The 23,678-nt window shown below is 70.4% G+C and carries 25 protein-coding genes and 1 pseudogene; 19 read left to right on the forward strand and 7 right to left on the reverse strand.

Annotated features, from left to right (window positions below; translation table 11 throughout):
• Positions 1-35 precede the first annotated feature (35 nt).
• The 7 genes from WJ438_RS21830 to WJ438_RS21860 all read left to right on the forward strand — a co-directional run bounded on the left by WJ438_RS21830 (position 36) and on the right by WJ438_RS21860 (position 5,576).
• On the forward strand, positions 36-236 hold the full coding sequence (locus tag WJ438_RS21830) for a transposase domain-containing protein (protein ID WP_406726728.1): 201 nt from the start codon (positions 36-38) through the stop codon (positions 234-236).
• A gap of 87 nt (positions 237-323) precedes the next feature.
• Positions 324-797 (forward strand): transposase, encoded by a 474-nt coding sequence (locus WJ438_RS21835; RefSeq protein ID WP_406729769.1) that lies wholly within the window; start codon positions 324-326, stop codon positions 795-797.
• Positions 798-1,129: 332 nt separating this feature from the next.
• On the forward strand, positions 1,130-1,795 hold the full coding sequence (locus WJ438_RS21840; protein ID WP_406726729.1) for a hypothetical protein: 666 nt from the start codon (positions 1,130-1,132) through the stop codon (positions 1,793-1,795).
• Between the two features lie 13 nt (positions 1,796-1,808).
• A complete protein-coding gene (locus tag WJ438_RS21845) occupies positions 1,809-3,482 on the forward strand; it encodes an N-6 DNA methylase (RefSeq protein ID WP_406726730.1) in 1,674 nt (557 codons plus the stop codon).
• On the forward strand, positions 3,479-4,138 hold the full coding sequence (locus WJ438_RS21850) for a restriction endonuclease subunit S (RefSeq protein WP_406726731.1): 660 nt from the start codon (positions 3,479-3,481) through the stop codon (positions 4,136-4,138). Before WJ438_RS21845 ends, WJ438_RS21850 begins: the two co-directional genes overlap by 4 nt.
• A gap of 25 nt (positions 4,139-4,163) precedes the next feature.
• Positions 4,164-4,601 (forward strand): Fur family transcriptional regulator, encoded by a 438-nt coding sequence (locus tag WJ438_RS21855; protein ID WP_406726732.1) that lies wholly within the window; start codon positions 4,164-4,166, stop codon positions 4,599-4,601.
• Between the two features lie 9 nt (positions 4,602-4,610).
• Positions 4,611-5,576 carry a YgfZ/GcvT domain-containing protein gene (locus WJ438_RS21860; protein ID WP_406726733.1) on the forward strand — a complete coding sequence of 322 codons (966 nt, stop codon included), beginning with the start codon at positions 4,611-4,613 and terminating at the stop codon, positions 5,574-5,576.
• A 4-nt stretch (positions 5,577-5,580) separates the two neighbouring features.
• Here the strand turns inward: WJ438_RS21860 and dtd are convergent, their stop codons facing one another.
• Complete coding sequence (gene dtd, locus WJ438_RS21865; protein ID WP_406726734.1) at positions 5,581-6,006, reverse strand: D-aminoacyl-tRNA deacylase; 426 nt, start codon at positions 6,004-6,006, stop codon at positions 5,581-5,583.
• Positions 6,007-6,183: 177 nt separating this feature from the next.
• On the opposite strand from dtd, the gene WJ438_RS21870 reads away from it, so the two are divergent.
• From WJ438_RS21870 to WJ438_RS21880, 3 genes are all read left to right on the forward strand, one after another.
• The gene (locus WJ438_RS21870; RefSeq protein ID WP_406726735.1) at positions 6,184-6,864 is read left to right on the forward strand and encodes an aerial mycelium formation protein; all 681 of its coding nucleotides are present in this window, start codon (positions 6,184-6,186) and stop codon (positions 6,862-6,864) included.
• A gap of 117 nt (positions 6,865-6,981) precedes the next feature.
• On the forward strand, positions 6,982-8,253 hold the full coding sequence (locus WJ438_RS21875; RefSeq protein WP_406726736.1) for a GNAT family N-acetyltransferase: 1,272 nt from the start codon (positions 6,982-6,984) through the stop codon (positions 8,251-8,253).
• A gap of 340 nt (positions 8,254-8,593) precedes the next feature.
• Positions 8,594-9,499, forward strand: coding sequence for a winged helix-turn-helix domain-containing protein (locus WJ438_RS21880; RefSeq protein ID WP_406726737.1), 906 nt, complete (start codon positions 8,594-8,596; stop codon positions 9,497-9,499).
• A 27-nt stretch (positions 9,500-9,526) separates the two neighbouring features.
• Here the strand turns inward: WJ438_RS21880 and WJ438_RS21885 are convergent, their stop codons facing one another.
• Positions 9,527-9,715, reverse strand: a complete 189-nt coding sequence (locus WJ438_RS21885) for a hypothetical protein (protein ID WP_406726738.1) — start codon at positions 9,713-9,715, stop codon at positions 9,527-9,529.
• A 154-nt stretch (positions 9,716-9,869) separates the two neighbouring features.
• Here WJ438_RS21885 and WJ438_RS21890 point away from each other — a divergent pair, with 154 nt between their 5' ends.
• The 4 genes and pseudogenes from WJ438_RS21890 (at position 9,870) to WJ438_RS21905 (ending at position 13,895) form a co-directional block, all read left to right on the forward strand.
• Positions 9,870-10,754, forward strand: coding sequence for a FadR/GntR family transcriptional regulator (locus WJ438_RS21890; RefSeq protein ID WP_406726739.1), 885 nt, complete (start codon positions 9,870-9,872; stop codon positions 10,752-10,754).
• Positions 10,751-10,891, forward strand: a complete 141-nt coding sequence (locus tag WJ438_RS21895; protein ID WP_406726740.1) for a hypothetical protein — start codon at positions 10,751-10,753, stop codon at positions 10,889-10,891. Before WJ438_RS21890 ends, WJ438_RS21895 begins: the two co-directional genes overlap by 4 nt.
• A gap of 241 nt (positions 10,892-11,132) precedes the next feature.
• Positions 11,133-12,637: pseudogene (gene rox / locus WJ438_RS21900) on the forward strand (rifampin monooxygenase).
• Between the two features lie 544 nt (positions 12,638-13,181).
• Complete coding sequence (locus WJ438_RS21905; protein ID WP_406726741.1) at positions 13,182-13,895, forward strand: hypothetical protein; 714 nt, start codon at positions 13,182-13,184, stop codon at positions 13,893-13,895.
• A 207-nt stretch (positions 13,896-14,102) separates the two neighbouring features.
• On the opposite strand, the gene WJ438_RS21910 is transcribed toward WJ438_RS21905, so the two are convergent.
• Positions 14,103-14,552 carry a hypothetical protein gene (locus WJ438_RS21910; RefSeq protein WP_406726742.1) on the reverse strand — a complete coding sequence of 150 codons (450 nt, stop codon included), beginning with the start codon at positions 14,550-14,552 and terminating at the stop codon, positions 14,103-14,105.
• Between the two features lie 137 nt (positions 14,553-14,689).
• Positions 14,690-15,541: a GNAT family N-acetyltransferase gene (locus WJ438_RS21915; RefSeq protein WP_406726743.1), complete on the reverse strand. Its 852-nt coding sequence runs from the start codon at positions 15,539-15,541 to the stop codon at positions 14,690-14,692.
• A gap of 329 nt (positions 15,542-15,870) precedes the next feature.
• Between WJ438_RS21915 and WJ438_RS21920 the strand changes: the two genes are divergently transcribed.
• From WJ438_RS21920 to WJ438_RS21930, 3 genes are all read left to right on the forward strand, one after another.
• A complete protein-coding gene (locus WJ438_RS21920; RefSeq protein WP_406726744.1) occupies positions 15,871-16,467 on the forward strand; it encodes a helix-turn-helix domain-containing protein in 597 nt (198 codons plus the stop codon).
• Between the two features lie 76 nt (positions 16,468-16,543).
• Entirely contained in the window at positions 16,544-17,167 is a 624-nt protein-coding gene (locus tag WJ438_RS21925) for a hypothetical protein (RefSeq protein ID WP_406726745.1), read from the forward strand.
• A gap of 143 nt (positions 17,168-17,310) precedes the next feature.
• Entirely contained in the window at positions 17,311-17,643 is a 333-nt protein-coding gene (locus tag WJ438_RS21930) for a DUF2516 family protein (protein WP_079060893.1), read from the forward strand.
• 20 nt (positions 17,644-17,663) lie between these two features.
• On the opposite strand, the gene WJ438_RS21935 is transcribed toward WJ438_RS21930, so the two are convergent.
• The 3 genes from WJ438_RS21935 to WJ438_RS21945 form a co-directional block, all read right to left on the reverse strand.
• The gene (locus WJ438_RS21935) at positions 17,664-19,058 is read right to left on the reverse strand and encodes a PP2C family protein-serine/threonine phosphatase (protein ID WP_406726746.1); all 1,395 of its coding nucleotides are present in this window, start codon (positions 19,056-19,058) and stop codon (positions 17,664-17,666) included.
• 358 nt (positions 19,059-19,416) lie between these two features.
• On the reverse strand, positions 19,417-20,511 hold the full coding sequence (locus tag WJ438_RS21940; protein WP_406726747.1) for an NlpC/P60 family protein: 1,095 nt from the start codon (positions 20,509-20,511) through the stop codon (positions 19,417-19,419).
• A gap of 164 nt (positions 20,512-20,675) precedes the next feature.
• Complete coding sequence (locus WJ438_RS21945) at positions 20,676-21,488, reverse strand: class I SAM-dependent methyltransferase (RefSeq protein WP_406726748.1); 813 nt, start codon at positions 21,486-21,488, stop codon at positions 20,676-20,678.
• Positions 21,489-21,823: 335 nt separating this feature from the next.
• Between WJ438_RS21945 and mshA the strand changes: the two genes are divergently transcribed.
• Complete coding sequence (mshA, locus tag WJ438_RS21950; RefSeq protein ID WP_406726749.1) at positions 21,824-23,161, forward strand: D-inositol-3-phosphate glycosyltransferase; 1,338 nt, start codon at positions 21,824-21,826, stop codon at positions 23,159-23,161.
• Positions 23,154-23,666 carry a YbjN domain-containing protein gene (locus WJ438_RS21955; RefSeq protein WP_406726750.1) on the forward strand — a complete coding sequence of 171 codons (513 nt, stop codon included), beginning with the start codon at positions 23,154-23,156 and terminating at the stop codon, positions 23,664-23,666. The genes mshA and WJ438_RS21955 overlap by 8 nt, the downstream gene beginning before the upstream one ends.
• The last annotated feature ends 12 nt before the right edge of the window (positions 23,667-23,678 follow it).

Consider the following 23,678-nt stretch of genomic DNA (forward strand, 5'->3'; position numbering starts at 1 on the left):
GCCGTTGCTTATGCGGAGTTCGCGCGGTTGGAGCTGTGTCGATATCGCGGCTGGAGCGACTGGGGTCAGGGATCCTGACCCGGTCGTGTCCGCCTGAGCTGGTGGACCAGGTGGTGGATGAGGCGGGTCGCTCGGAGGAGCGCCGACGTCTGTTGTCCGCCCGGTTCACGGTGTACTTCGTGCTGGCGATGTGCTTGTCCCGCAGGCCGACTGCCTGGAAGTCCTCCGGCTGGTGAAGGTCGACGACAAGGGGGTGCGGTCCTGGTCCGGGTGATCGAGTACCGCGTCGACGGGCAGGTTGACATCGTCCGGCTCATCACAGCCTGACCGACCACGAGATGTACCCCGCCGAAGAACTCGCAGTCCTCTACGCCCGGCGTTGGGAGATCGGGCTCGTCTTCGACGAGATCAAGACCCACCAACGCGGCCGCCCGGTCCTCAGGTCGCAGACACCGGGCGGCGTGCGGCAGGAGATCTACGCGCACTTGATCGTGCACTATGCCACCCGGGATCTGTTGGACGAGGCCGCCCGCCCGCACCGCGGCATCGCCGAGCGGACATCGTTCACCCGGGCCCTGCACGTCGTCCGCCGTTCGGTGATCTCACCGAGCGGTTTTCCCCCTCAGCTTGCAAGCGGGACCGACGCTTCGAACTCTCTGAAATCGGTCGCAGTCTGCTGCCCCGCCGCAGATCCCGTGACTGCCCTCGCAAGATCCGTTCCTGCATCACCGACTACGCCAGCAAAGCCCCTGGTGAGCCCTCCAACAGCCGTCGTCCACCGATCGCCTTGGCCTTGAACAACCGGTGACACGACCGCTGAAAGCAACGGCATCGGCCGTAGTGGTTCGGGGGTGTGGTGTCCCGATGGGGTGACGCCCATCCTGACGTGGCTTAACAAAAAACGTCGCATTGCAATGCGCTTATGGTGGAGTGCAGTATCTGACTACAGTGTCGATGTCTTCGTGGAGCGAGTTGCGGGGCTTCGCGAACGCGCGGAACCCCGGTCGCACCACTTCTGCGACCGGGGCTCCGGATGCTGTGTCCTGGGTGGCTTGCACTGCAGAGGCGAGCCCAGAACTTTCGCTGACCACACTAGCACAGCGCACACAACGGGGCGCTGGGGGGAAATGTGACCAATCGCCTGCCCGAATGGATGCTGCGTGACCTGTCCCTGCCGCGGCTGCGGCGGTACATCCGCGCCGTGCACGGCGATGCCCGGGCCGCAGAACGACTGTACTGGTGGAACATCGAGGCATCTGCCGCCCTGCTCGGCCCCCTGCACTGCCTGGAACTGGCACTGCGCAATGCCTTGCACAACGCGCTCGCGCAGTATCACGGCAGACCGGACTGGTGGGTGGTGGCGCCGTTGAACGAACGTGGGCACAAGCTCGTGAACGATGCTCGCCGCACCTGTGGGCGGCGCCTGAGCCGGATCACGCCGGACGACGTGGTGGCGGAGTTGTCCTTCGGTTTCTGGGTCTCGCTGCTCAGCCATGGCTCGGGCTATGACCGGCACTTCTGGGTGCCCGTTCTGCACGCGGCGTTTCCGCTTTACCGCGGACGCCGTGACGGCCTCTACCGTGAACTGACCTCGTTGGTCCTGCTCCGCAACCGGGTCATGCACCACGAACCGGTGCACCACCGGCACCTCTCCGCCGACCATGCCACCCTCTATCGAGTGCTCGGGTACCTGAGTCTGGAGTTGGCCAAGGAGTCAAAGGCCATGGACCGGTTCCCGGCCGTACTCGCCGACCGGGTGGATGTCCTGCGCGGCGCCCGACCGCCGCGGTTCTGACGGAGGAAGCGCTGTGACGGACTTCGACGCAGGACGGTCCGGCACGGGTACCGAGGCGGAGCTCGCCGACGTGCTCGTCTCCCGGCCCGACATCGCGCGACTCGCGGGAGTCAAACGCCCCGCCGTCACCAACTGGGAGCGTCGGCACGCGGACTTTCCCCGACCTGTGACCGTCGGCACCGGAGACGGCGAAGCAGTCGGCGCCGAGAGCGAGCGATTCCGCGCTGACGAATTGCTGGCCTGGCTCTCCGGACGGACCGTTGCCGTGAACGCCCTGCGTCCGGGTGAGCCGGCGGGGACGACCTACGGTGACCGGTTCCGCGCGGGCCTGACCGGGAGCTTGGGTGGAGGGCTGCTTCGGGCGGTCAAGCGGCTCGCGGGACCGGAAGCGGACCGGCTGCGGGGGCCCATGCCGCTGGACCGATACCTTCTGTGGCTGCTGTACCTCGTCCTGAACCAGGTCGTGGAGCCAGGCAAAGGCATGGCCAAGGCCGTGGCCAGCTTCCGCGGGGTGGTGCGTGACTACGACCCTCCGGAGAAAGTGGTTCCCCGTCATCTGCTGGCCACGCTCGCCGACACACTCGGCCGTACCTCCGCGGGCTCCGTGCAGGAGGGCCGCGCGGCGTTCGACCACGTACTGGTGCTGTGGCGAGCCGCACAGGCACGCGAGGGCGGCGCTTTCTTCACCCCGCCCTCTGTGAGCCGACTCATGGCCGGAGCGCTGGCAGCCGTACGACCTGGGGCGGTGCGCGTGCACGATCCGTACGGCCGTACCGGAGAACTGCTTGTGGCCTACCTGGACGCAATCGCCGCGCGGGTCGGCAGCGCACCGCCCCAGGTCGGCGGTCGGGTGCCCGAGCCCTTGGAACGGCGGGTGGCGGAAATGAACCTGCGGGTCCACCACGGTCTGGCCCTACGGCTCGACGAAGGACCGTTCACCCCGGCGCACGACCCCTTCGCCGATCCTCCCGGCGCCTTCGACGTGCTGTTGACCAATCCGCCCTTCGGTCGACGTGTGGAGAACGTGGCGCCGCCCCCGTACTGGACCTTTGGCACCGCCCGCCGGACCGAGTTCGACTGGCTGCAGTACATCGTCTCGCGCCTCGCTCCGGAGGGCCGGGCTGCCGTGCTGCTGCCGGCCGGGGCCTCCTTCAACGCCGGTGCTGCCGAGACGGTGCGGGCCGGACTGGTCGAAACCGGGGCGGTGGAGTGTGTGATCGGGCTTCCTGCCGGGCTCTTCGCGCTCACCGCCGTCAAGACGCAGATCTGGTTTCTGCGGGCACCTGGCTCCGGAGAGACCACGGAGCCCGAGGTGCTGCTCGTGGCGGGTGAGGACCTCGGGCACCGGCTCACCCGGACCCAGTGGGCCCTGACCGATGACGACATCGCACGGTTGGTGGGGGAGTACGTGTCCTGGCACACGGCCAGGGCGGCCGGACGTCCTTTCCCGGGTACCCCCGGCCTGAGCCGAGGGGTGGCGGTGCCGGACATAGTCGATCACGGTCATAGTCTGGATCCCTCGCTGTATGTCAGGCCGCTCGGCTCGACCTCGGCCGCCCGTGCGGCCGGTCCCGCCGAGACCCGGGATCGGCTGGCGAGGCTGACTGAGGAGACCGCGACCCTGCACGCGAGGGCGGAAGCGGTCGACGCTCAGGCGACTCGGTGGCTGAGGAGGTACGGACTGTGACGGCGACCGACGATTTCGTGCCGCCGGTCGGATGGGCGTGCAGCCCTCTGCGGGAACTCTGCGCGTCCATCCAGTCCGGGCCGGGCCGACGTGCCGAGGACAAGGGCCATACCCGGGCGAACGGTGGGCTTCCCCTTGTACTGCCCCGCCACCTTGCGGAGCAGCGGATCGTCACCGACACCGAGGAAGCCGCGGCCGACCCCGCGATCCCTCGGGACCGGGCGCGGACGCTGGTGAAGTACGAGCTGGCCGAAGGGGACCTCCTCCTCACCCGGACCGGCACCGTGGGCCGCTGCGCCCTGGTCACCGGGGAGCACACGGGCTGGCTGTTCCACCCCAACCTGATACGACTCAGGCTGCCTGAGTTGAGGCGGGTGTCGGCCGCGTATCTCACCGCTTATCTGAGCGCGACGGCCGCACAGGACTGGATCAGAGCTCGGACGGCCGGCTCGGTCATCCCGTCGCTGAGTATCCGCACCGTGGGCGAGCTACCCGTTCTCGTGCCACCGGTTGCCGAGCAAGCGATGATCGGTGCCACGCTCGCCGCCCTCGACGCCAAGATCCAGGTACATGCCGAGATCGCTCGCGTGACCCGTGACTACCGCAGCGTGCTCGCCGACGCCCTGATGACGGGTACTCTGCTGGCCGAGCCGTGAACCGGCCAGGCCCTAGACTCGTGGTGTGGTGAGCACCGACTGGAAGAGCGACCTCAGGCAGCGCGGCTACCGGCTGACGCCGCAGCGCCAACTCGTGCTCGAAGCCGTCGACACGCTGGAGCACGCGACCCCCGACGACATTCTCGTGGAAGTGCGCAAGACGGCGTCGGGGGTCAACATCTCCACCGTCTACCGCACGCTGGAGCTCCTGGAGGAGCTGGGCCTGGTCAGCCATGCCCACCTCGGGCACGGCGCCCCGACCTACCACCTCGCCGACCGGCACCACCACCTCCACCTCGTCTGCCGTGACTGCACCCACGTCATCGAGGCGGACGTGGAGGTGGCCGCCGAGTTCACGGCGAAGCTGCGCGACACGTTCGGTTTCGACACGGACATGAAGCACTTCGCGATCTTCGGCCGCTGCGAGGACTGCTCCCTGAAGCGTTCAACTACCGAGTCGTAGGCTAGGGGTATGAAGAGCCCCCTGCTGACCCTGCCCGGCGCCGTCCCCGCCGAGGGCGTGGACGAAGGCGTGGCCGCGCACTACGGCGACCTGTTCCGCGAGCAGCGCGCCCTCGCCGCCGGCACCGGTTTCGTCGACCTGTCCCACCGCGGGATCGTCACCGTCTCCGGGGCGGAACGACTGAGCTGGCTGCATCTGCTGCTCACCCAGCACGTCAGCGACCTCCCGCCGCACCAGGCCACCGAGGCGCTGATCCTCTCCGCGAACGGCCACATCGAGCACGCGCTCTACCTGGTCGACGACGGCGAGACGGTCTGGGCCCATGTCGAACCCGGCACCCAGGACGCGCTGATCGCCTACCTGGAGTCGATGAAGTTCTTCTACCGGGTCGAGGTCGCCGACCGCACCGCCGACTTCGCGGTGGTGCACCTGCCGGCCGGTTCCATAGCGGAGGCGCCCGAGGGCGTCGTCGTCCGGGAGACGCCGTACGGCCGTGACCTGTTCCTGCCCCGCGCCGACCTGGAGTCGTTCGCGGAGAAGGCGGGGCCGCCCGCCGGCATCCTCGCCCACGAGTCGCTGCGGGTCGAGCAGCACCGCCCGCGGCTCGGCTTCGAGACCGATCACCGCACCATTCCGCACGAGCTGGGCTGGATCGGCGGCGCGGTGCACCTGCAGAAGGGCTGCTACCGGGGCCAGGAGACGGTCGCCCGGGTGCAGAACCTGGGCAAGCCGCCGCGCAGGTTGGTCTTCCTGCACCTGGACGGCAGCGAGGTCCACCTGCCGCCGGCCGGGACCGACATCCGGCTCGCAGACGATGGCCCTGACGGCCGCAGGATCGGCTTCGTCACCACGTCCGCACGCCACCACGAGCTGGGCCCGGTCGCCCTCGCGCTGATCAAGCGGAACGTCCCCGTCGACGCCCGTCTGATGGCCGGGGACACGGCGGCGGCGCAGGAGACCGTGGTCGAGCCCTGAGGGTTCAGATCTCCAGCACGACGGTGAACGGGCCGTCGTTGGTCAGCGACACCCGCATCTGCGCGCCGAAGCGGCCCGTCGCCACCGTCGCGCCCAGGGACCGCAGCTGGGCGACCACCTCGTCGACGAGCGGTTCGGCGACGTCCCCGGGGGCGGCGGCGCTCCAGGTGGGGCGGCGGCCCTTGCGGGCGTCGCCGTAAAGGGTGAACTGGCTGATCACCAGGAGCGGCGCGTCGATGTCGCTGCACGACTTCTCGTCCTGCAGGATCCGGACCGACCAGAGCTTGCGGGCCAGCTGAGCCGCCTTCTCCTTGGTGTCCTCATGGGTGACGCCGACGAGGACACACAGCCCCTCGCCCTCGACCACCCCCACCGTCTCGCCGTCCACGACGACGCTCGCACCGTCCACCCTCTGCACCACCGCACGCATACGTCCATCATGCCGGTCGGCGGACGGACGACTGACGGCGGCCCGCGCGGGGCCCCGGTCGGGCTATTTTCACTCCTTACCCCCCATCTGGGGTGGATCAGGGGCACTCGGTCACATAGCGGCCACCGGGGGTGGCACGATGCTGACACATGCCGGTCGAGGGGACGGATGAGGCATATGAGCACACCAGGAACCGGGCAGCAGCCCAGCCCTGTCTCGTCGATCGGAGTGGGGGTCGGGGAACACGGTTTCCACCGTCCGCCCGCCCAGCGCACGGACAGTCCGACACTGGAGCCCGATCTGATCGCGCGCAGCCTGCCCGACCTGCGCGCGCTGCGCCGTGACGCGCAGCGCGACGAGGCCGACCTCAGCTATGTGCGGCGGCTGCTCCAGGGGCGCATCGACATCCTGCGGGCGGAACTGGCCCGGCGTACGTCGGTGGGCGGGTCGGCCGGGGACGGCGCGGCCGGTGTCGGCGCGTCCGGCGCGGGTGGGGGCGTCGCGGGCACCGCATCCGTCTCCGCGCCGGTGGAGGTGTCCGTGGTGGAACGGCTTCCGGAGATCCTGCGGGACACCCCGGCCCGCCACCGTTCCTCCGCCCGCCATGTGACCCTGGGCACCCCGCGCAGCGAGGAGTCCCGGCGGCTGGCGGCGGAGATGCTCGCCGAGGTGGAGCTCTCGGACCTGGGTGCGCGTACGGACGGGGAACTGCGCGCCGCGATGGGCCGGCTCGTGCGGTACGAGGAGCAGGTGTCCCGGCGCCGGCAGGGGCTGCAGCGCACCGCCGACGACTGCGGTGCGGAGATCGCGCGCCGGTACCGCGAGGGGGAGGCCCAGGTCGACGACCTGCTCGGGTGAGGTGGGGGCGCCGGGCGGTGCCCGTGCTCCGGTGCCCGTGCTCCGGTGCCCGTCAGGCGGTCGCACGGGTCGGAAAAGCGCGCGACACCCCGCGCGAGCGCGACCTACCGTGAACGCATGACCTCCAGCGCCGGCAGCTCCCGCACCGACATCGACGTACGCCCGATCACCGAGACCGAGTTCGCGGACTGGAACCGGGCGCTGAACACCGGGTTCCTGCGCGAGCCCACCACCGCCCCGGAGGAGCTCGACACGCGGCGCCTGCAGTTCCAGCCGGGCCGGTCGCTGGGGGCCTTCGACGGCGGCCGGTGTGTCGCGACGCTCCGCTCCTTCGCGCAGGAGCTCACCGCCGTCGGCGGCGCCGCCGTGCCCGCCGACGCCATATCGAACGTCACCGTCAGCCCCACACACCGCCGGCGCGGCCTGCTGACCCGCATGATGGCCCAGGACCTCGCCACCGCGAAGGAGCGCGGGGACGTCGTCGCGACGCTCATCGCCGCCGAGTACCCGATCTACGGCCGGTACGGCTTCGGCCCCGCCACCTGGATGACCGAGTGGACCGTCGACGTCCCGCGCAGCGGCCTCGACCCGCGCTGGGCGGGTCCGCAGGACGGTGGACGCGTCGACCTCGTGGACGCCGGGGACGTACGCAAGCTCGGCCCGGACCTGCACGAGCGGCTGCGCGCGGCCCAGCCGGGTGCCGTCAGCCGTACGGAGCAGTGGTGGAAGTTCGCCACCGGCGCCCTGCGCCACCGCCCGACCTGGACCGAGCCCCACTTCGCCGTGTACCGCTCGGCGGACGGCGAGGTCGAGGGCATGGTCTCCTACCGGGCGGACGACAACTGGGGTGACGCCAAGCAGCCGCTGAACACGGCGAGTGTGAACTGGCTGCTCGCGGTGAGCCCGGCCGCGGAGCGCGCGCTGTGGCGCTATCTGTGCTCGATCGACTGGATCGTGAAGGTGAAGAGCGGCTGGCGGGCCCCCGACGACCTGCTTCCGTTCTTCCTGCCGGACCCGCGCGCGGCAGCCGTGACGTCTCAGGCGGACTGGCTGTGGGTGCGCGTTCTGGACGTCGTACGGGCATTGGAGGCCCGGACGTACGGCGTGGCGGGGGCGCTGGTGCTGGAGGTGGCGGACGGCGCGGGGTTGGCCGGTGGGCGCTACCGGCTGGAGGCGTCGGCGGACGGGACCGGAGCCTGCGCGGCGACCACGGAGGGCGCCGATCTCACGCTGGACGTAGCCGAGTTGGCGGCGCTGTGGCTGGGCGACGAGTCGGCGGTGCGGCTGGCGGCGCTGGGCCGGGTGCGGGAAGAACGAGCGGGCGCCGCCCGTCAGGCCGACGCCCTGCTGCGTACGTCCAGGCGCCCGTGGTGCCCGGACATCTTCTGAGCGCTTCTTCTACCGCCTCCCTCCTCTGTCCGGCCTGTCTGTCGACGGCGGGTGTCCGTTCGTCATCCGTAGCTGCTTGCTGTTCAGTTGTGGTTGTCGTGCTGCCCACGCTGTCGCGCGGTGGTGCTGACCGGCCGGGTTCCCGACTCCCCTCCAGGAGGGAAGCCCGGCCGACTACTCGAGAAGCGGTCCCCGACGTTCACCGTGGGGGCCAACCTCTCAAGAGGTTCGACCAGGTCGCCCAAGTTGGCGACCAACTTCTCTTCGTTTATCTCCGCTTGGAAGCGGTTCATAACCACCTTTCTCTGAACTGCCCAAAGATGGCGGGAAGTTGTAGGGTTTGGTCGTGGACCCGGAATACGCCTCCGTCAATGGACGGAAGAGGTCGCAGCGGCCACAGAGGACACATCGCGAGGTGGCCGACGAGTTGCGCGCCCGGATCAAGTCCGGAGAGCTGCGCCCTGGTCAGCGCCTGCCCACCCGGGCCTGGCTCGCCGACGAGTTCGGCGTCGAGCGCGGTGCCGTGCGCCGGGCGCCGCGCATCCTGCAGTCCGAGAGGCTCCTCACCCACGTCTCCAAGGGCGCCCCGGTGACCGTCGCCACCGACCCCGGGAGCGCGCTGACCGGCCCCGGAGCGCCGCCGCAGCCCACCATGGTGGCCCTCGCGCCCCGTATCGCCGCCGCCTTCGCGGCCGAGCGCGTCGAGATCGACGCCGTCTGCCCGACCGCCATATCCCTCACCCTCGCGATCGGCGAACCGCTGCGCCAGATCCACGCCGGGCGGTTGAAACCGGCCAAGGTCGACGTCCGTGTCCTGCTGCCCGGCCGGGACGGCGACCTCGCCTTCCCGGTGGCGGTCGAGGACCGCGGCGACGCTGTGCACGAGCGGTGGCTGTCGATGCGCAACGCCCAGGGGCAGGTGCTGCGGCACCACCTGCTCGCCCTGCGCGCCACCCACGGCATCGACGTCCGCGTCTCCTTCCGGGCCCCGCCCTTCACCCCGCCGGCGAAGCTGTACCTGCTCAACGGCGCGGAGGCGCTGTTCGCCTACTGCATGCTGGCACGCAGCGAGGCGCAGATCGACCAGGAGAACTTCCAGATGTACGACGCACAGGGCATCCGGTCCGTGCTGTTCGCCTTCGAACAGGGCGCCGGGACGCGGGACGCCACCTTCGTGGAGCAGCCCCGCCTGTGGTTCAACGCACTGTGGGAGAAGAGCAGTTCGGAGCTGCTGCTCACGGGCTGACGTCCCCCGGCCGTGAGGACCGACGGCTCACAGGGCGGGCCGCGCCACCAGCAGGGCGAGCAGGACCGCTCCGGCGGAGCTGACGCCCGGACTGTTGGCCTTGATGCCCACGGTGAGCAGCAGCAGGCCGACGATGCCGGTGATGCCGTACTTCCATTCGACGTACTGCTCGAGGGTGAGGACGACTACCGCGGAGAGGAGGGCGAGGACGGGCACGATATTCCCCCTTCGTGCTTCCCTGGCGGCGGAAGCGGAACTTCCGCCAACTCGGTCAAGTTGGTAACCAACTCTAGGTTGGTTGTCCCCACTTGGCGGGTACATATAAACAACTTCCAAACAACTCCCAAGAGCTGGCGCAAAGTTGTAGTGTTTGGTCGTGACCCAGGAGAACGTCGCAGTGAACGGCAGCAGAAGGAACTCGCCCCAGGAGATCGCCGACACCCTGCGTGAACGCATCCGCGCCGGGGAGCTCAGGGCCGGCGAGCGCCTGCCCACCCAGGCCGAGCTCGCCGTGGAGTTCGGCGTGGAGCGCGGCGTCGTCCGCCAGGCCCTGCGCGTCCTCCAGGCGGACGGCCTCCTGAGCAACGTCAGCAAGGGCAGCCCGCCCCGGATCGCCGAACCGGCCCCGGTCCCCGACGAACCGCAGCGGACCATGATCGGCCTGGCCCCCCGCCTCACCGAGGCATTCTCGGTGGCACACGTCCGCATCGACGTCGTGTGCCACACCTCCGAGACCCTGATGGTCGCCGTCGGCGAACCCGTGCGGCTGATCCACGAGGGCACGATCCGCCCCGAGTCGATCGAGTTCCGTGTCCTCCTGCCGTCCCGGAAGATCAACCTCGCCTTCCCCGTCCTGGTCGACGAGGACACCGGCGACGACGACCCGGTCCACGAGCGCTGGCTGTCGATGCGCAACGCGCAGGCCCAGGTGCTGCAGCACAATCTGCAGGCCGTCCGCGCCACCCACGGCATCGACGTCCACGTCAGGTTCCGGGCGCTGCCCTTCACCCCGCCGATGAAGCTGTACCTGCTCAACGGCGAGGAGGCGCTCCTCGGGTACTACATGCTCGTCAGGCGCGAGGAGGAGTGGGGCAGCCGGACCCTGGACATGTACGACGTGCTCGGCTCCCAGTCCCTGCTCTTCCCCTTCGTCAAGCAGGCCGGACAGCGGGACCGGGCGTTCGTGGAGGAATCCCAGAAGTGGTTCGACGCCCTCTGGGAAACCATCACGACGGACCTGACACTCTCCTATTGACCGGCGCGAGTCCGGACGCCCCCGACGTCCGGCGCGCGGTGGACACCTGCACGGTCACCCTGGCCGTCGCCACCGGCTCCCTGGGCCTGCCCGTCCGCACCATCGCCCACCCGCACCCGGCGCGCGCCCTGGTGTAGCCCGGCCGGCGGGGCTTGTCCGTCCCGAGACGGACGGCAAAAGAAGAGGCAAGGAGGTTTGCCCACTCCTTGCCACTCTCAAGGTATAGCGCACCGGGGGGCTTGCGGCAAGGCCCGGGTCGTGGCGCAGAATCGTCGCCCGAGGTCAGAACCTGGGGAAAACAGGTGTTCGCGAAGTACATGCGCTTTTGCCGGCATGGGGGACGCGCGACGGGGAGAGGCCTGGCCCTCGACATCGTTCATGGGGGTTTTCGTGGTTGACGTCACCGACGTCATTGACGTGATCGTGGTCGGCGGCGGACCGACCGGCTTGATGCTGGCGGGCGAGCTGCGGCTGCACGGCGTGCAGGTGGTCGTGCTGGAGAGGCTGACCGAGCCGACCGAGCAGTCCCGCGGCCGCGGCCTGCACGCGCGCAGCGTCGAGATGCTGGACCAGCGCGGCCTGCTGGACCGGTTCCTCGCGGTCAGTGAGAAGTTCCAGGTCGGTGGTCTCTTCGGCGGCATCATGAAGCCGTGGCCGGACCGGTTGGACACGGCTCACCCGTACGGCCTCTCCACCCTGCAGCCGGTCACCGAGCGGCTGCTCAACGAACGGGCCCTCGAACTCGGTGCCGAGATCCGGCGCGGTTGCGAAGTGGTCGGTCTGAGCCAGGACGAGGACGGGGTGACCGTCGAGTTGGCCCGTGGGGGCACCCCTGCCGAAGAGGGCGTAACCGGCGGGGAGGTAAGCGGCTCCGCGCGCGTTATCTCGTCGGCTGCGACGGTGGCCGCAGCGTGGTGCGCAAGCGGCTCGGCGTCGGCTTCCCCGGCGAGCCCGCCACGGTCGAGACGCTGCTGGGTGACATGGAGATGACCGAGGACGCGGAGACGGTTGCCGCCGTCGTCGCGGAAGTCCGCAAGACCCAGCTGCGGTTCGGCGTCATCCCCGACGAGGACGGGAAGGAGGGCGTCTACCGCGTCGTCGTGCCCGCCGACGGTGTGGCCGAGGACCGCGCGACCGCGCCGACCCTCGAGGAGTTCAAGCAGCAGCTGCGGGCCTGCGCGGGCACCGACTTCGGCGTGCACTCCCCGCGCTGGCTGTCCCGGTTCGGCGACGCCACCCGGCAGGCCGAGCGCTACCGGGTCGGCCGGGTGCTGCTGGCCGGCGACGCCGCGCACATCCACCCGCCGACCGGCGGACAGGGGCTCAACCTCGGTGTCCAGGACGCCTTCAACCTCGGCTGGAAGCTGGCCGCCGCGGTGGGCGGCTGGGCACCGGAGGGGCTGCTGGACAGCTACCACGCCGAACGGCACCCGGTCGGCGCCGCAGTGCTGGACAACACCCGCGCGCAGATCGCGCTGCTGGGAACCGATCCGGGGGCGACAGCGCTGCGGGAGCTGTTCTCGAAGCTGATGGACTTCGAGGAGGTGAACCGGTACGTCACCGAGATGATCACCGCGGTCGGGGTCCGCTACGACTTCGGCGAGGGCCACGAACTGCTCGGCCGGCGGATGCGGGACGTGCGGCTGAAGCAGGGCCGCCTCTACGCGCTGATGCACAGCGGCCGCGGACTGCTACTCGACCAGACCGGCCGGCTCTCGGTGGCGGGCTGGACCGACCGGGTCGACCACGTCGTCGACGTCAGCGAGGAACTGAACGTATCCGCGGTGCTGCTGCGGCCGGACGGCCACGTGGCATGGGCCGGGGAGGACCAGCAGGACCTACTCGGCCACCTGCCCAAGTGGTTCGGCGCGGCCGCCGTGTGACCGAGCGGAACTCGTCACCTGCGAGCCGCACTCACCTTGAACCACCCCGGAGCCGGTGGAAGCCGGTTCGGCCTTCCTGGCTTGTTGGGCGAGTCGGTATGCGTCGGCTTCACGGATGAGTTCCTGGGAGCGGATCCGGTACAACTCGAAGTGCATGCCGTTCGCTCCTCCACGCAGTGCCTTCGGCGACAGTCGGGACGCTTTCGCGAACGCCCCGATGGTCAGCGACCCCATGCCCACTCCTCCTCATGCCGAGCACCTCGCCCGGCCCCACCGATGCTGTGGCCTCCCCCAAGGTGAGGGTCAACGTCCGCGTCCGCGTCCGCCTCGGTGGCGCTCCGTGGAGACGGGCTCCTGTCACATTTGCGCTACGGCAGTGTCTTCGAACGGTGCTGGGTACTCGTGCAATTGGAGCCTCGGCACGCGAAATCGTTCGTTTATGCTCCGTTAAGTCCCGTAGCCCAGAAGGTTCGAACGGTCGTGCGCCTCGCTGCCGCCCGGATTCGCCCCAAGGCGTGTCGGCGGCGACGCTTACGCTCGTTTTATGCGATACCCCAAGATTTTGATCGGACTGGTCGCGGCCGGTCTGCTCACCGCAGGCTGCGGATCGGACGGCGGCTCCTCCGGCTCCAGTGACCGCCCCGCCGGCTCCAGTGACCTCCCCTCCGGTTCGGGCGATGACCAGAAGGCGCTGCCGGTCGCCGTCGACGGTCCTCAGAAGGACGTGGTCGCCAGCAGCGGCGACGACAAGCTCAAGGTCACCCCGGCCCCCGAGAACGGCGCGCCCTTCGCCCAGCAGGTCGAGCACAAGCTGCGCGAGACCGTCCTCCGCAGCGCCATGGTGCCCGGCGAGACCAGCGCCGAGTGCGCCGATGGCGTGACCCGGAAGGCCGGTGCGGTCAGTCGGTGTGTCGCGACGTACGAGGGGGCCGAGGTTCCCTACGAGATCAAGATCAGCGACAAGTACACCGAAGGCAGCATGTTCACCTTCTACGACACCACGCCCGAGAAGGGCCTGTTGGTGGCGAAGTCGGTGTACAACCTGCTGCACGAGAGGTACAGCGCCGAAGCCGGGTATCCGGGCAGCAGCAAGCTCGCCTGCGAGGAGATCCCCGTCGCCAAGGCGGTCGACCTGAACGCCGACACCGGCTACACGTGCCAGTACTGGACCAAGAACGTCAACGACGGCGAGGGCGGCTACACGACCCTGCGGGTCATGATGGGCTCCCGGGGCCCCGGCTTCGAACGGGCCGAGTAGCGTCCCGGCGTCGCTTCGCACCGCGACCACACCCACCGGGGTGGGGGCTCTCCGGCCTGCGCGGCGGAGAATCCCCACCCCGCCCGCGCTCCGGGTGCCGTCACACCCCGCCGCCACCGATCCGCACGTGATCCGACGGGTCCCTTGACGACCCCGTGACCAGGGCGGCGCAGGTTCGGTGAGACGAGCGGAACGGAGGGTGCGCTGTCAGCGGAGGGTGTACTCGCACTTGTGCTTGCCCTCGACGCCGCCCGGGTCCTCGGCGACCTTCTTCCCGTCGACGGTGATCGAGCAAGGAGCTGCGCCGAACTGACCGTTGGACAGCTTCACTGATCCCGGCACGACGGACACGGTGATCCCGACCTTGCGTTCGGTGCTGTTCAAGGTGAGTTCGTCCGACTTCTTCCACGGCAGCGTGACCTGCTCGGAGCGGTTCGTGTCGAGGTTGTAGTAGACGCTGGACTCGCCCTCGCCGCCGACTTCGAAGGTGACCTCGTACGTCTTGTCCTGGCCCTCGGAGGCCGGCTCGGACGACGACGTGGCCGTGCCCTTGGCGGCGCCGCGCTCCTTCTTGCCGTCGTCGCCGCCGCTGCTGCCGCACGCGGTCATCAGCCCGGCTGCCGCGATGAGCGCCGTGATGGTCGTTGCCCTGCGCATGTGTGTGCTCCCATGTGGTACGGGTGTGACCCGGTGTGCGAATGAGGCGTACGAAGCACCCTATGCGTGGCCCCTGGCGTCGGAGGAGGGGCGAAGCCGACGGCGCCGCTTCCAGCCGCTCGGCGTAGTCCGCAGACCTACTGACCTCGGGCTGGCTGGTTGGCGATGAGCAGGGTGGTGCCGGCCATGCGGAAGCCCAGGCGGGCGTAGATACGGGCGACGGCCTCCTCCGCGTAGGCGAGGAAGATGGTGTGCACGCCATGATCCCGGGCGTGGGCAGCCAGTGCCGCCATGACGGCAGCGCCGAGACCCTGGCGGCGGGCTGTGGGAAGAGTGCCGATACCGCCGATCTCGGTGATGCCATTCGCCGGGTGGTAGTGCCCCGCGGCAAGAGGAGTGCCGTCCGGGGCGAAAGCGGCGACGAGGGTTTTGTGGCCGGCGCGGAGGGAGGGACGGATCGTTGTCACCGTGCCGTCCACTGCGAGCTTTTCGGCCGCCGCCGCCAACTCCGCGCGGCCAGCCGGACCTACCGCTGTGCCCTCTGCCGCGAAGGCCAGTCGGGGGATGGCGAGTACGGCGGGCAAGGCCGGATCGTCGGCGCCCAGGGCCCGGATCGTAACGCCCTCGGGCAGGGACTGCGGGGGCAGTGGATGGCGCGGGCCGAGGATCATCAGCGGGCGTTCCGTTACCGGGAGGCCGGCTGCCTCGATGCGGGCGCGCAGCAGTGGCGTCACCTCGGCGAGCCACTCGAAGGACTCCGGCACGCCGAGCTCGCGCTGTCGGGCGCGCACGCGGGCGATGTCGGCGGCGGTGGCAGTCACGGGGCCTGCCGAGGCGGGGCGGGCGTGGTTCGGGCCGCCGTAATACGGGGTTCCCTCGGCCTTTCGCACAAAGAGGCGCAAGGGGCCAAACTCCTCGGCATCGGCGAACACCAATGGCACCGTGGCGTAGTACTGCTCGATGCGGTCACGCAGGGACGGCTCGCTCATGCGGCTCATCCCATCACGGGGAGACGCGGCACCGCTTTCGGAATAAAGGTCCCGAGCGTGAGGCGACCAGGGCCCCGGCTCTTGCACCGTGACCACCACCAGAGCACAGCGGGGATCAATCCCGTGATCGGAAGCGAACGCCCCGCTCGTCCAGCGAGCCAGGTCTGCTGGGAATCCGCCAGTTCGTCCGTCAGGTTCTGCAGGACTCCGCCACGTCTACTGGGAACGGACAATTCGAAGTGCTCGGTCACAGAGGTGCTCCATCCGGTGAGGCGCACTATTGCAAGCGAGTGCTTGCAATAGTTAGCGGCGTGGGGCAGGGTGGGGTCATGGCATCACTCAACGTCGGCAACCTTGGTGAGTACCTGCGGGAGCAGCGGCGCAATGCGCAGTTGTCGCTGCGGCAGCTCGCCGATGCCGCCGGGGTGTCCAATCCGTATCTGAGCCAGATCGAACGCGGGCTGCGCAAGCCGAGCGCGGAGGTGTTGCAGCAGGTCGCCAAGGCGCTGCGGATCTCCGCCGAGACGCTGTACGTGCGCGCCGGCATCCTCGACGCCGAGCGGGACCGGGAGGAAGTGGAGACGCGGGCCGTCGTCCTCGCCGATCCCACGCTGAGCGAGCGTCAGAAGCAGGTGCTGCTCCAGATCTACGAGTCCTTCCGCAAGGAGAACGGGTTTGGGGGCGCCGAGGACGGTGAGGTGATCGGGACCGCCGGTGTCGCCGGTGCCGCTGGTGCTGTCGAGGTGGCTCAAGGGGCGGAGGCCTCGGATGTTTCCGGAGGTGCCGACGGGAGTGGCGGCTCCGGCGGCGATTCCGCGATACGGCAGGGCCGTAAGGCCGGTGGCGGTACGTCCGCCGGGCGCCGGGGCCCCTCCACCAACAGCAGCAACAGCAGCGACATCGGTCCGCAGCAGACGGCCGACTGAGCCGGAGCAGGGCACCGGCCGCCGCCGCGGACCATACAAACCCCCAGCCGAAAACGAACCCGGGAGGACCCTCACCATGGCCATCACCGACGACCTGCGCAAGACCTTCAGCGACCCGACCCCGCTCTACTTCGCCGCCGGCACCGCCGACCTCGCTCTGCAGCAGGCCAAAAAGGTTCCGGGCCTGGTCGAGCAGATCCGTGCCGAGGCGCCGTCGCGTATCGAGGCCGTCCGCAACACCGACCCCAAGGCCGTCCAGGAGAAGGCGACCATCCGGGTCAAGGAGACGCAGGAGACCGTCCAGGCCAAGGTCGGCGAGTTCTTCGGCTCGCTCGACACCGACCTGAAGAAGTTCGGCGAGACCGCCCAGGACCTGGCCCTGCGCGGGGTCGGCGTCGCCGCCGAGTACGCGGTCAAGGCCCGCGAGACCTACGAGAAGGTCGCCGAGCACGGCGAGCAGGCCGTGAGGACCTGGCGCGGCGAGGCCGCCGAGGGCATCGAGGAGGTCGCCGTCGCCGTCGAGGACGTCGCCGTCGCCGTCGAGCCGAAGGCCGAGACCGGACCGAAGGCCGTGACCACGCCGAAGCTCGAGTCGGTCGGCGTCGAGGAGGGCAACTCCGCCGAGGCGACGAAGTCCGCCGCCAAGAAGACCCCGGCGCGCAAGACCACGGCCAAGAAGACGACGCCGCCCGCCCAGTAGGAGCGAGCGGTAGCGGTATCAGCGGGTGGTACGGGCCGGGCACTCTCGTGGTGTCCGGCCCGTTCTACGGGGTAGCGCCAGGCGGTTGCGGGTACGGTGACCGCGTAAAGGACGAGCCGAGTCGGGTGGTGGACGTTGTGCTGATGCAGGGCTTCGCGGGGTTCATGTGGCTGCTGAGCATGGCCCTGATCGTTTTCAGCGGCTTCGCGTTGATCGACGCGGCCATCCGTCGCGAGGACGCCTACCGGGCGGCGGACAAGAAGACCAAGCCGTTCTGGCTGATCATCCTCGGGCTCGCCTTCGTGGTGAACCTGATCTTCAACATCCTGTCGTTCCTGCCGATCATCGGGCTGATCGCGACCATCGTGTACATGGTCGACGTCCGTCCCGCCCTGCGCGGCCTCTCCGGCGGCGGGCGCAGCCACCGGGGCTCCAGCAGCGACGGCCCCTACGGTCCGTACAACGGCGGACGGTAGGAAAGCAGAGCACCCGGCCCTCACGGCCGCGGCGGTGGCACCCGGTCCAGGAGCAGTACCGCCACGTCGTCCGTCAGCTCGCCGCCGTTGAGGTCACGGACCTCGTTGACGGTCGCCCGCAGCAGTTCCTCGCCACGCAGACCGTCCGTGAGCCGGCGGCGGACCATGCCGACCATGCCGTCCTGGCCGAGCCGTTCCCCGCTGTCGCCGACCCGGCCCTCGATCAGGCCGTCCGTGTAGAGCATCAGGCTCCACTCCGTGCCCAGTTCCACCTGCGTACGCGGCCAGCGGGCACCGGGCAGCAGCCCGAGCGCCGGGCCGTTGTTGTCGTACGGCAGCAGCCGCGCCGGTCGGCCCGGCAGGGCGAGGAGCGGCGATGGGTGGCCGGCCAGGCACAGGCCCGCCCGGCGGCCGTCGGGGGAGATGTCCACCGCGCAGAGGGTCGCGAAGATCTCGTCGTCCGCGCGCTCGTGCTCCAGCACCTGCTGCAGTGTGCCCAGCAGCTCGTCCCCGCACAGGCCCGCCAGCGTCAGCGCGCGCCAGGCGATGCGCAGCTCCACGCCGAGGGCGGCCTCGTCCGGGCCGTGGCCGGAGACATCGCCGATCATGGCGTGCACCGTGCCGTCCGGGGTGCGGACGACGTCGTAGAAGTCACCGCCGAGCAGGGCGCGCGAACGGCCCGGACGGTAGCGGGCGGCGAAGTGGAGCGGGGAGCCGTCCAGGAGCGGGGTCGGCAGCAGGCCGCGCTCCAGGCGGGCGTTCTCCTGGGCGCGCAGCCTGCCCTCGGCGAGCCGTCGCTCGGTGGTGTCGGAACGTTTCCGCTCCACCGCGTACCGGATCGCCCTGCTCAGCAGCCGACCGTCCAGCTCGTCGCGGAAGAGGTAGTCCTGGGCGCCCACGCGCACCGCCTCCGCGCCGCGCTCGGCATCGCCCGACGCGGTCAGCGCGAGGACGGCGTGCCGGGGCGCGAGCTCCAGCACGTGCTTGAGCACGGCGAGCTCGTCGTCGCCACCGTTGGCACCGCCGTCGCCGTTGCCGCTGCTGTCCGCCCGGTTGCCGGGTGCGGGCAGCGCGAGGTCCAGGAGGATGCAGTGGACGTCGTCGGTCAGCAGCCGCTCGGCCTCGGTGAGGTTGCGGGCGGTGCGCACGCGGATCGGCTTGCCGGTCTGGTCGAGCAGGTCCGGCACGATCGGCGAGCCCGCCGGGTCGTCCTCGATCAGCAGCAGTGTGAGGTGGGTGGGGGAGGTCGAGGTCGTCTCGTTCCTGGTGCCGTTCTCGGTGTGCTCCGTCGTGCGCGAAGCCGTTGTTCCGGCCTCCGAGGCGTCCTCGGCGGGGCCACCGTTCGGTGATGCGGCGTGCGCCTGACCGCTTTCCACGGCCGGGAGCGTTCTCTGCCGCGGTACGGGTGCGGGCATTGTTCCGGGTTCCTTCCCTCCCCCGAGGGCGTGGTGGGGGCGCGGGATCTCGGTCCGTGTGCCCCGTGCTTTCCACTCCGGGTGAGCAGGGGGTGCCCCTTCCAGCGGGGACGATAGCGGGTGTCGGCGCCGCAGCGGAATGATGCGGAGCACGCCGCTCGGCCATCAGCCGGTGTCATATGCCGCGTTATGGGCAGCAGTTGGACACGGCGGAGATCCGGCCGGGATGACGAACGTCACGCCCACAGGGGTTCGGCCGCGTCATTGGCGTGGACTGGGTCACGTGGTGCAGGTCACGGGTGGCTCAGTCCGCGTCCGTGTCCGCGCTCTCGTCGTGCTCGTCGTTCTCGTCCTCGGTTCAGGTTTCGCTGACGCCGGTATCCGGGCGGACCACCCCGAGGATCGGCATCGAACCGGCCCCCGCGATCGTGACCGTCCGTCCCGGGCGCGGAGCGTGGACGATGGCTCCGTCTCCGACGTACATGCCGACGTGGCTGGCGTCGTCGAAGTAGATGACGAGGTCGCCGGGCCGCATGTCCGTGACGGCGACGCGCTTCAGCTGCTTCCACTGTTGCTGCGAGGTGCGCGGGATGCCCTGCCCGGCCGATGTCCATGCCTGTGAGGTCAGTCCCGAGCAGTCGTACGTCTTCGGGCCCTCGGCGCCCCACTCGTACGGCTTGCCGATCTGCGCGGTGGCGTACGCGAGGGCCTTCCTGCCCTGCTCGGTCGCCTCCGTCTCGATGCCGTCGAGGACACCGGAGTCCAGCCAGGCGGACTGGGCCTTCTGGGCGGCCCGCCGCTCCAGCTCGGCCAGGCGCTCCTTCTCCTCCTGCTCCAGCTCGGACTCGACCTTCTCGGCCGCCGCGATCTGCTTCTCGATCTTCTTCTGCGCCTTGGCCCTGGCCTTGCGGCCCACCTCCAGCTTCCGCCACTGGGCGTCGGCGTCCTGCGCGTACTGCTCCAGGTCCTCCTGGGTGCGCTTCATCTCACCGAGCAGGCCCTCGGCCGCGTGCTGGCCCTGACGTATCCGGCCCGCGCCGACGAGGAATTCCTGCGGGTTGTCGCTCAGCATCAGGTGGGCCTCGGGCGGGAGTCCGCCACCGCGGTACTGGGACGCGGCCGCGGCGCCCGCGCGGTCCTTCAACTCGGCCAGCTTCTCCTTGCCCTTGGCGATCTTCTTGGCCAGCCGGACGACCTCGGTGGACTGCTGCTTCGCCTTCTCCTCGGCGGCGTTGTACTCCTCGGTGGCCACGGCCGCGGCGCGGTAGAGCTTGTCGAGCTCCTTGCGTACGGCTTCGAGCTCCTTGGACGGCGCGCCACCGGCGCTCGCACTCGCGCTCGGGGGCGGCGGGGGAGTGGGGGCCGCGAACGCCGTGCCCGGTGCCGCCAGCACGGTGATCGCGCAGACCACGGTCACCGCCGCCGTGGTCAGCGTGCGCCTGCCCGTCTTCATGCCCCGCCCCCGAACTGATTAACCGTCAGTAACATCCTGCGCTCGGGGGATGCTGCCATGCCGGCGCCTGAAGTGACAGAGGTAACGCTTCCCGTCTCCCCCTCCCCGTCATGACGATCGCCCCGTCGATGTGACGAACGACTCACGGAGATCGTTCCCGGGGCTCATCCCCGGGGTGCCAAGGCCTCCCACCGCACCGTGACTTCGCCCTGCCGCCACCGTGCCGGGCCGTCCGCCACCGGCCAGTCGGCGGTCAGGTCCCGCACCGTGCGGATCCAGCGCTGGCGGGCGCCGTACGAGGCGTAGGGCGCGGCAGCCGCCCAGGCGCGGTCGAAGTCGCGCAGGAAGGCGTGCACCGGTTCGCCGGGGACATTGCGGTGGATGAGTGCCTTCGGCAGGCGTTCCGCCAGATCCGAGGGGCGTTCCAGGGAGCCGAGCCGGGTCGCGAAGGTGACCGTGCGCGGCCCCTCCGGGCCGAGGGCGACCCATACGTGCCGCCGCCCGATCTCGTCGCAGGTCCCCTCGACCAGCAGTCCGCCGCGCGAGCCCCTCCCCGGTTCGGCCGGGGCGAGCCGCGCGCGCAGCAGCTGCCAGACGGCGGCGACCTCGGCCTCGTCGTACTGGCGCAGGACGTTCGCCGCGCGGATCAGCGTCGGCCGTCCGGGGAGTGGGATCTCGAAGCCGCCGTGCCGGAAGGCCAGCCCCTCACGCTCGTACGGGCGGGCCGCCACTACCCGGGCCGGTTCGATCTCGACGCCCGTCACCCGCGCGCGTGGGGCCACGGTGCGCAGGCGGTGCAGCAGTTCGACCGCCGTCCAGGGGGCGGCGCCGTAACCGAGGTCGACGGCGACGGCGTGGTCGGCGCGGCGCAGTTCGGCGCCGTGCGTGGCCGCGATCCAGCGGTCCATACGGCGCAGGCGGTTGGGGTTGGTCGTCCCGCGCGTCACCGCACCCACGAGGGGGATCCCCCCGCTCATGGAGGTCCCGCCTCCCCCGCTCGAGCGGAGTCGGGAGTGGGGGAGAAGCCGAGAGCGGGGGAGGGAGGCGGCGCGGGCAGTCATGCGTACGAGGGTATGCGGGCATCCGGGGCCGGCCGGGGCCGAGCGGGAAGACCGGCCTCGACGCCACACGTCCGACACCCCATGCCCGTACGCACCCGGCACTCGAACGGTTGAGCGAAGTGCGGTAATGATTCGGTAAAGACCCGATCCGGGGAGGTCGCCCGGAAATGGGAACGGGCCCCTCCGGTGTTGGGGAGCTGGAGGGCCCGCAGGCCCCCGGAAGTCAGGCCCGCAACGAGGAGGAACGCCACGTGAGCCAGTACCTCGCCAGGCTCGGGCGGCGCTCCCCCGCCGCACCCCCGCGGCTGCGGCTGCACCGCGGGCCCCGCCGCGTGGCGATGCTCTCCGTGCACACGTCCCCGCTGCACCAGCCGGGAACCGGCGACGCCGGCGGCATGAACGTCTACATCGTGGAACTCGCGCAGCGCCTCGCCGCGATCAACATCGAGGTCGAGATCTTCACGCGCGCGACCACCGCCGCCCTCCCGCCCTCCGTCGAACTCGCGCCCGGCGTCCTCGTCCGGCACGTCGACGCCGGCCCCTACGAGGGCCTGGCCAAGGAGGAGCTGCCCGCCCAGCTGTGCGCCTTCACGCACGGGGTGATGCAGGCGTGGGCCGGCCACCGGCCCGGGTACTACGACCTGGTCCACTCCCACTACTGGCTCTCCGGCCACGTCGGCTGGCTCGCCGCCCAGCGCTGGGGCGTCCCCCTGGTGCACGCCATGCACACCATGGCCAAGGTCAAGAACGCCAACCTCGCCGCCGGCGACACACCCGAGCCGGCCGCCCGGGTCATCGGCGAGACCCAGATAGTGGCCGCCGCGGACCGGCTGATCGCCAACACCGCCGGGGAGGCCGCCGAACTCGTACAGCACTACTCGGCCGACCCGGCCAAAGTCGCCGTCGTCCATCCCGGCGTCAACCTGTCCCGCTTCCGCCCGGCCGACGGGCAAGCCGCCGCCCGCGCCCGCCTCGGTCTGCCCCAGGACGCCCTGATCCCGCTCTTCGCGGGCCGTATCCAGCCGCTCAAAGCTCCGGACATACTGCTCCGCGCGGTCGCCGCGCTGCTCGGCGAGCGCCCCGAGCTGCGCTCCCGGCTCTGCGTCCCCGTGGTCGGCGGCCCCAGCGGCAGCGGCCTCGCCAAACCCGAGGGACTGCAGAAACTCGCCGCCCGCCTAGGCATCGCCGACGTCGTACGGTTCTGTCCGCCCGTCGGGCAGGAACAGCTCGCGGACTGGTTCCGGGCCGCGTCCGTCCTCGTCATGCCCTCCTACAGCGAGTCCTTCGGCCTGGTCGCCATAGAGGCACAGGCGGCCGGCACCCCGGTGCTCGCCGCCTCGGTCGGCGGACTCCCGGTGGCCGTACGGGACGGGCACACCGGCTTCCTCGTCCAGGGGCACGACCCCGACGCCTACGCGCGCGTGCTGATCGGATTCGCCGACCAGCCGCACCTCGCCGACCGGATGGGCGAGGCCGCCGCCCGGCACGCGCAGGCCTTCGGCTGGGACAGGTCGGCCGCGGCCACGGCCGACGTCTACACGGCCGCGACGCAGGCGCACCGCCGTCACGTACGCTCCCACCATGGCTGAAGCGCAACAGCAGCAGGCGGCGGCTCAGGTCGTCGAGGGCGTCCTGAAGGACGCCGGACTCGACTGGGAGAGGCCCGCGTCCGGCACGTACGTCGTGAAGCTCCCCGGCACCCGCAAACTGTCCACCACGGTCTCCCTCATCGTCGGCCGGCACTCGCTCTCCCTCAACGCCTTCGTCGTCCGCCACCCCGACGAGAACGAGGCCGCCGTCCACCGCTGGCTCCTGGAGCGCAACCTCAAGCTGTACGGCGTGAGTTACGCCGTCGACCCGCTCGGCGACATCTACGTCACCGGCCGCTTCCCGCTGCCCGCCGTCACCCCGGACGAGGTCGACCGGCTGCTCGGGCAGGTCCTGGAGGCCGCCGACGGCAGCTTCAACACCCTGCTGGAACTGGGCTTCGCCACCGCGATCCGCAAGGAGCACGCCTGGCGGGTTTCGCGCGGGGAGTCGACGCGGAACCTGGACGCGTTCACCCGGCTGATCGAGCGCCCCTCGGACGAGTAGGGACCGCGCAGC

Origin of the sequence: Streptomyces sp. GD-15H, assembly GCF_045291515.1 — a bacterium.
Classification (GTDB): Bacteria; Actinomycetota; Actinomycetes; order Streptomycetales; family Streptomycetaceae; genus Streptomyces.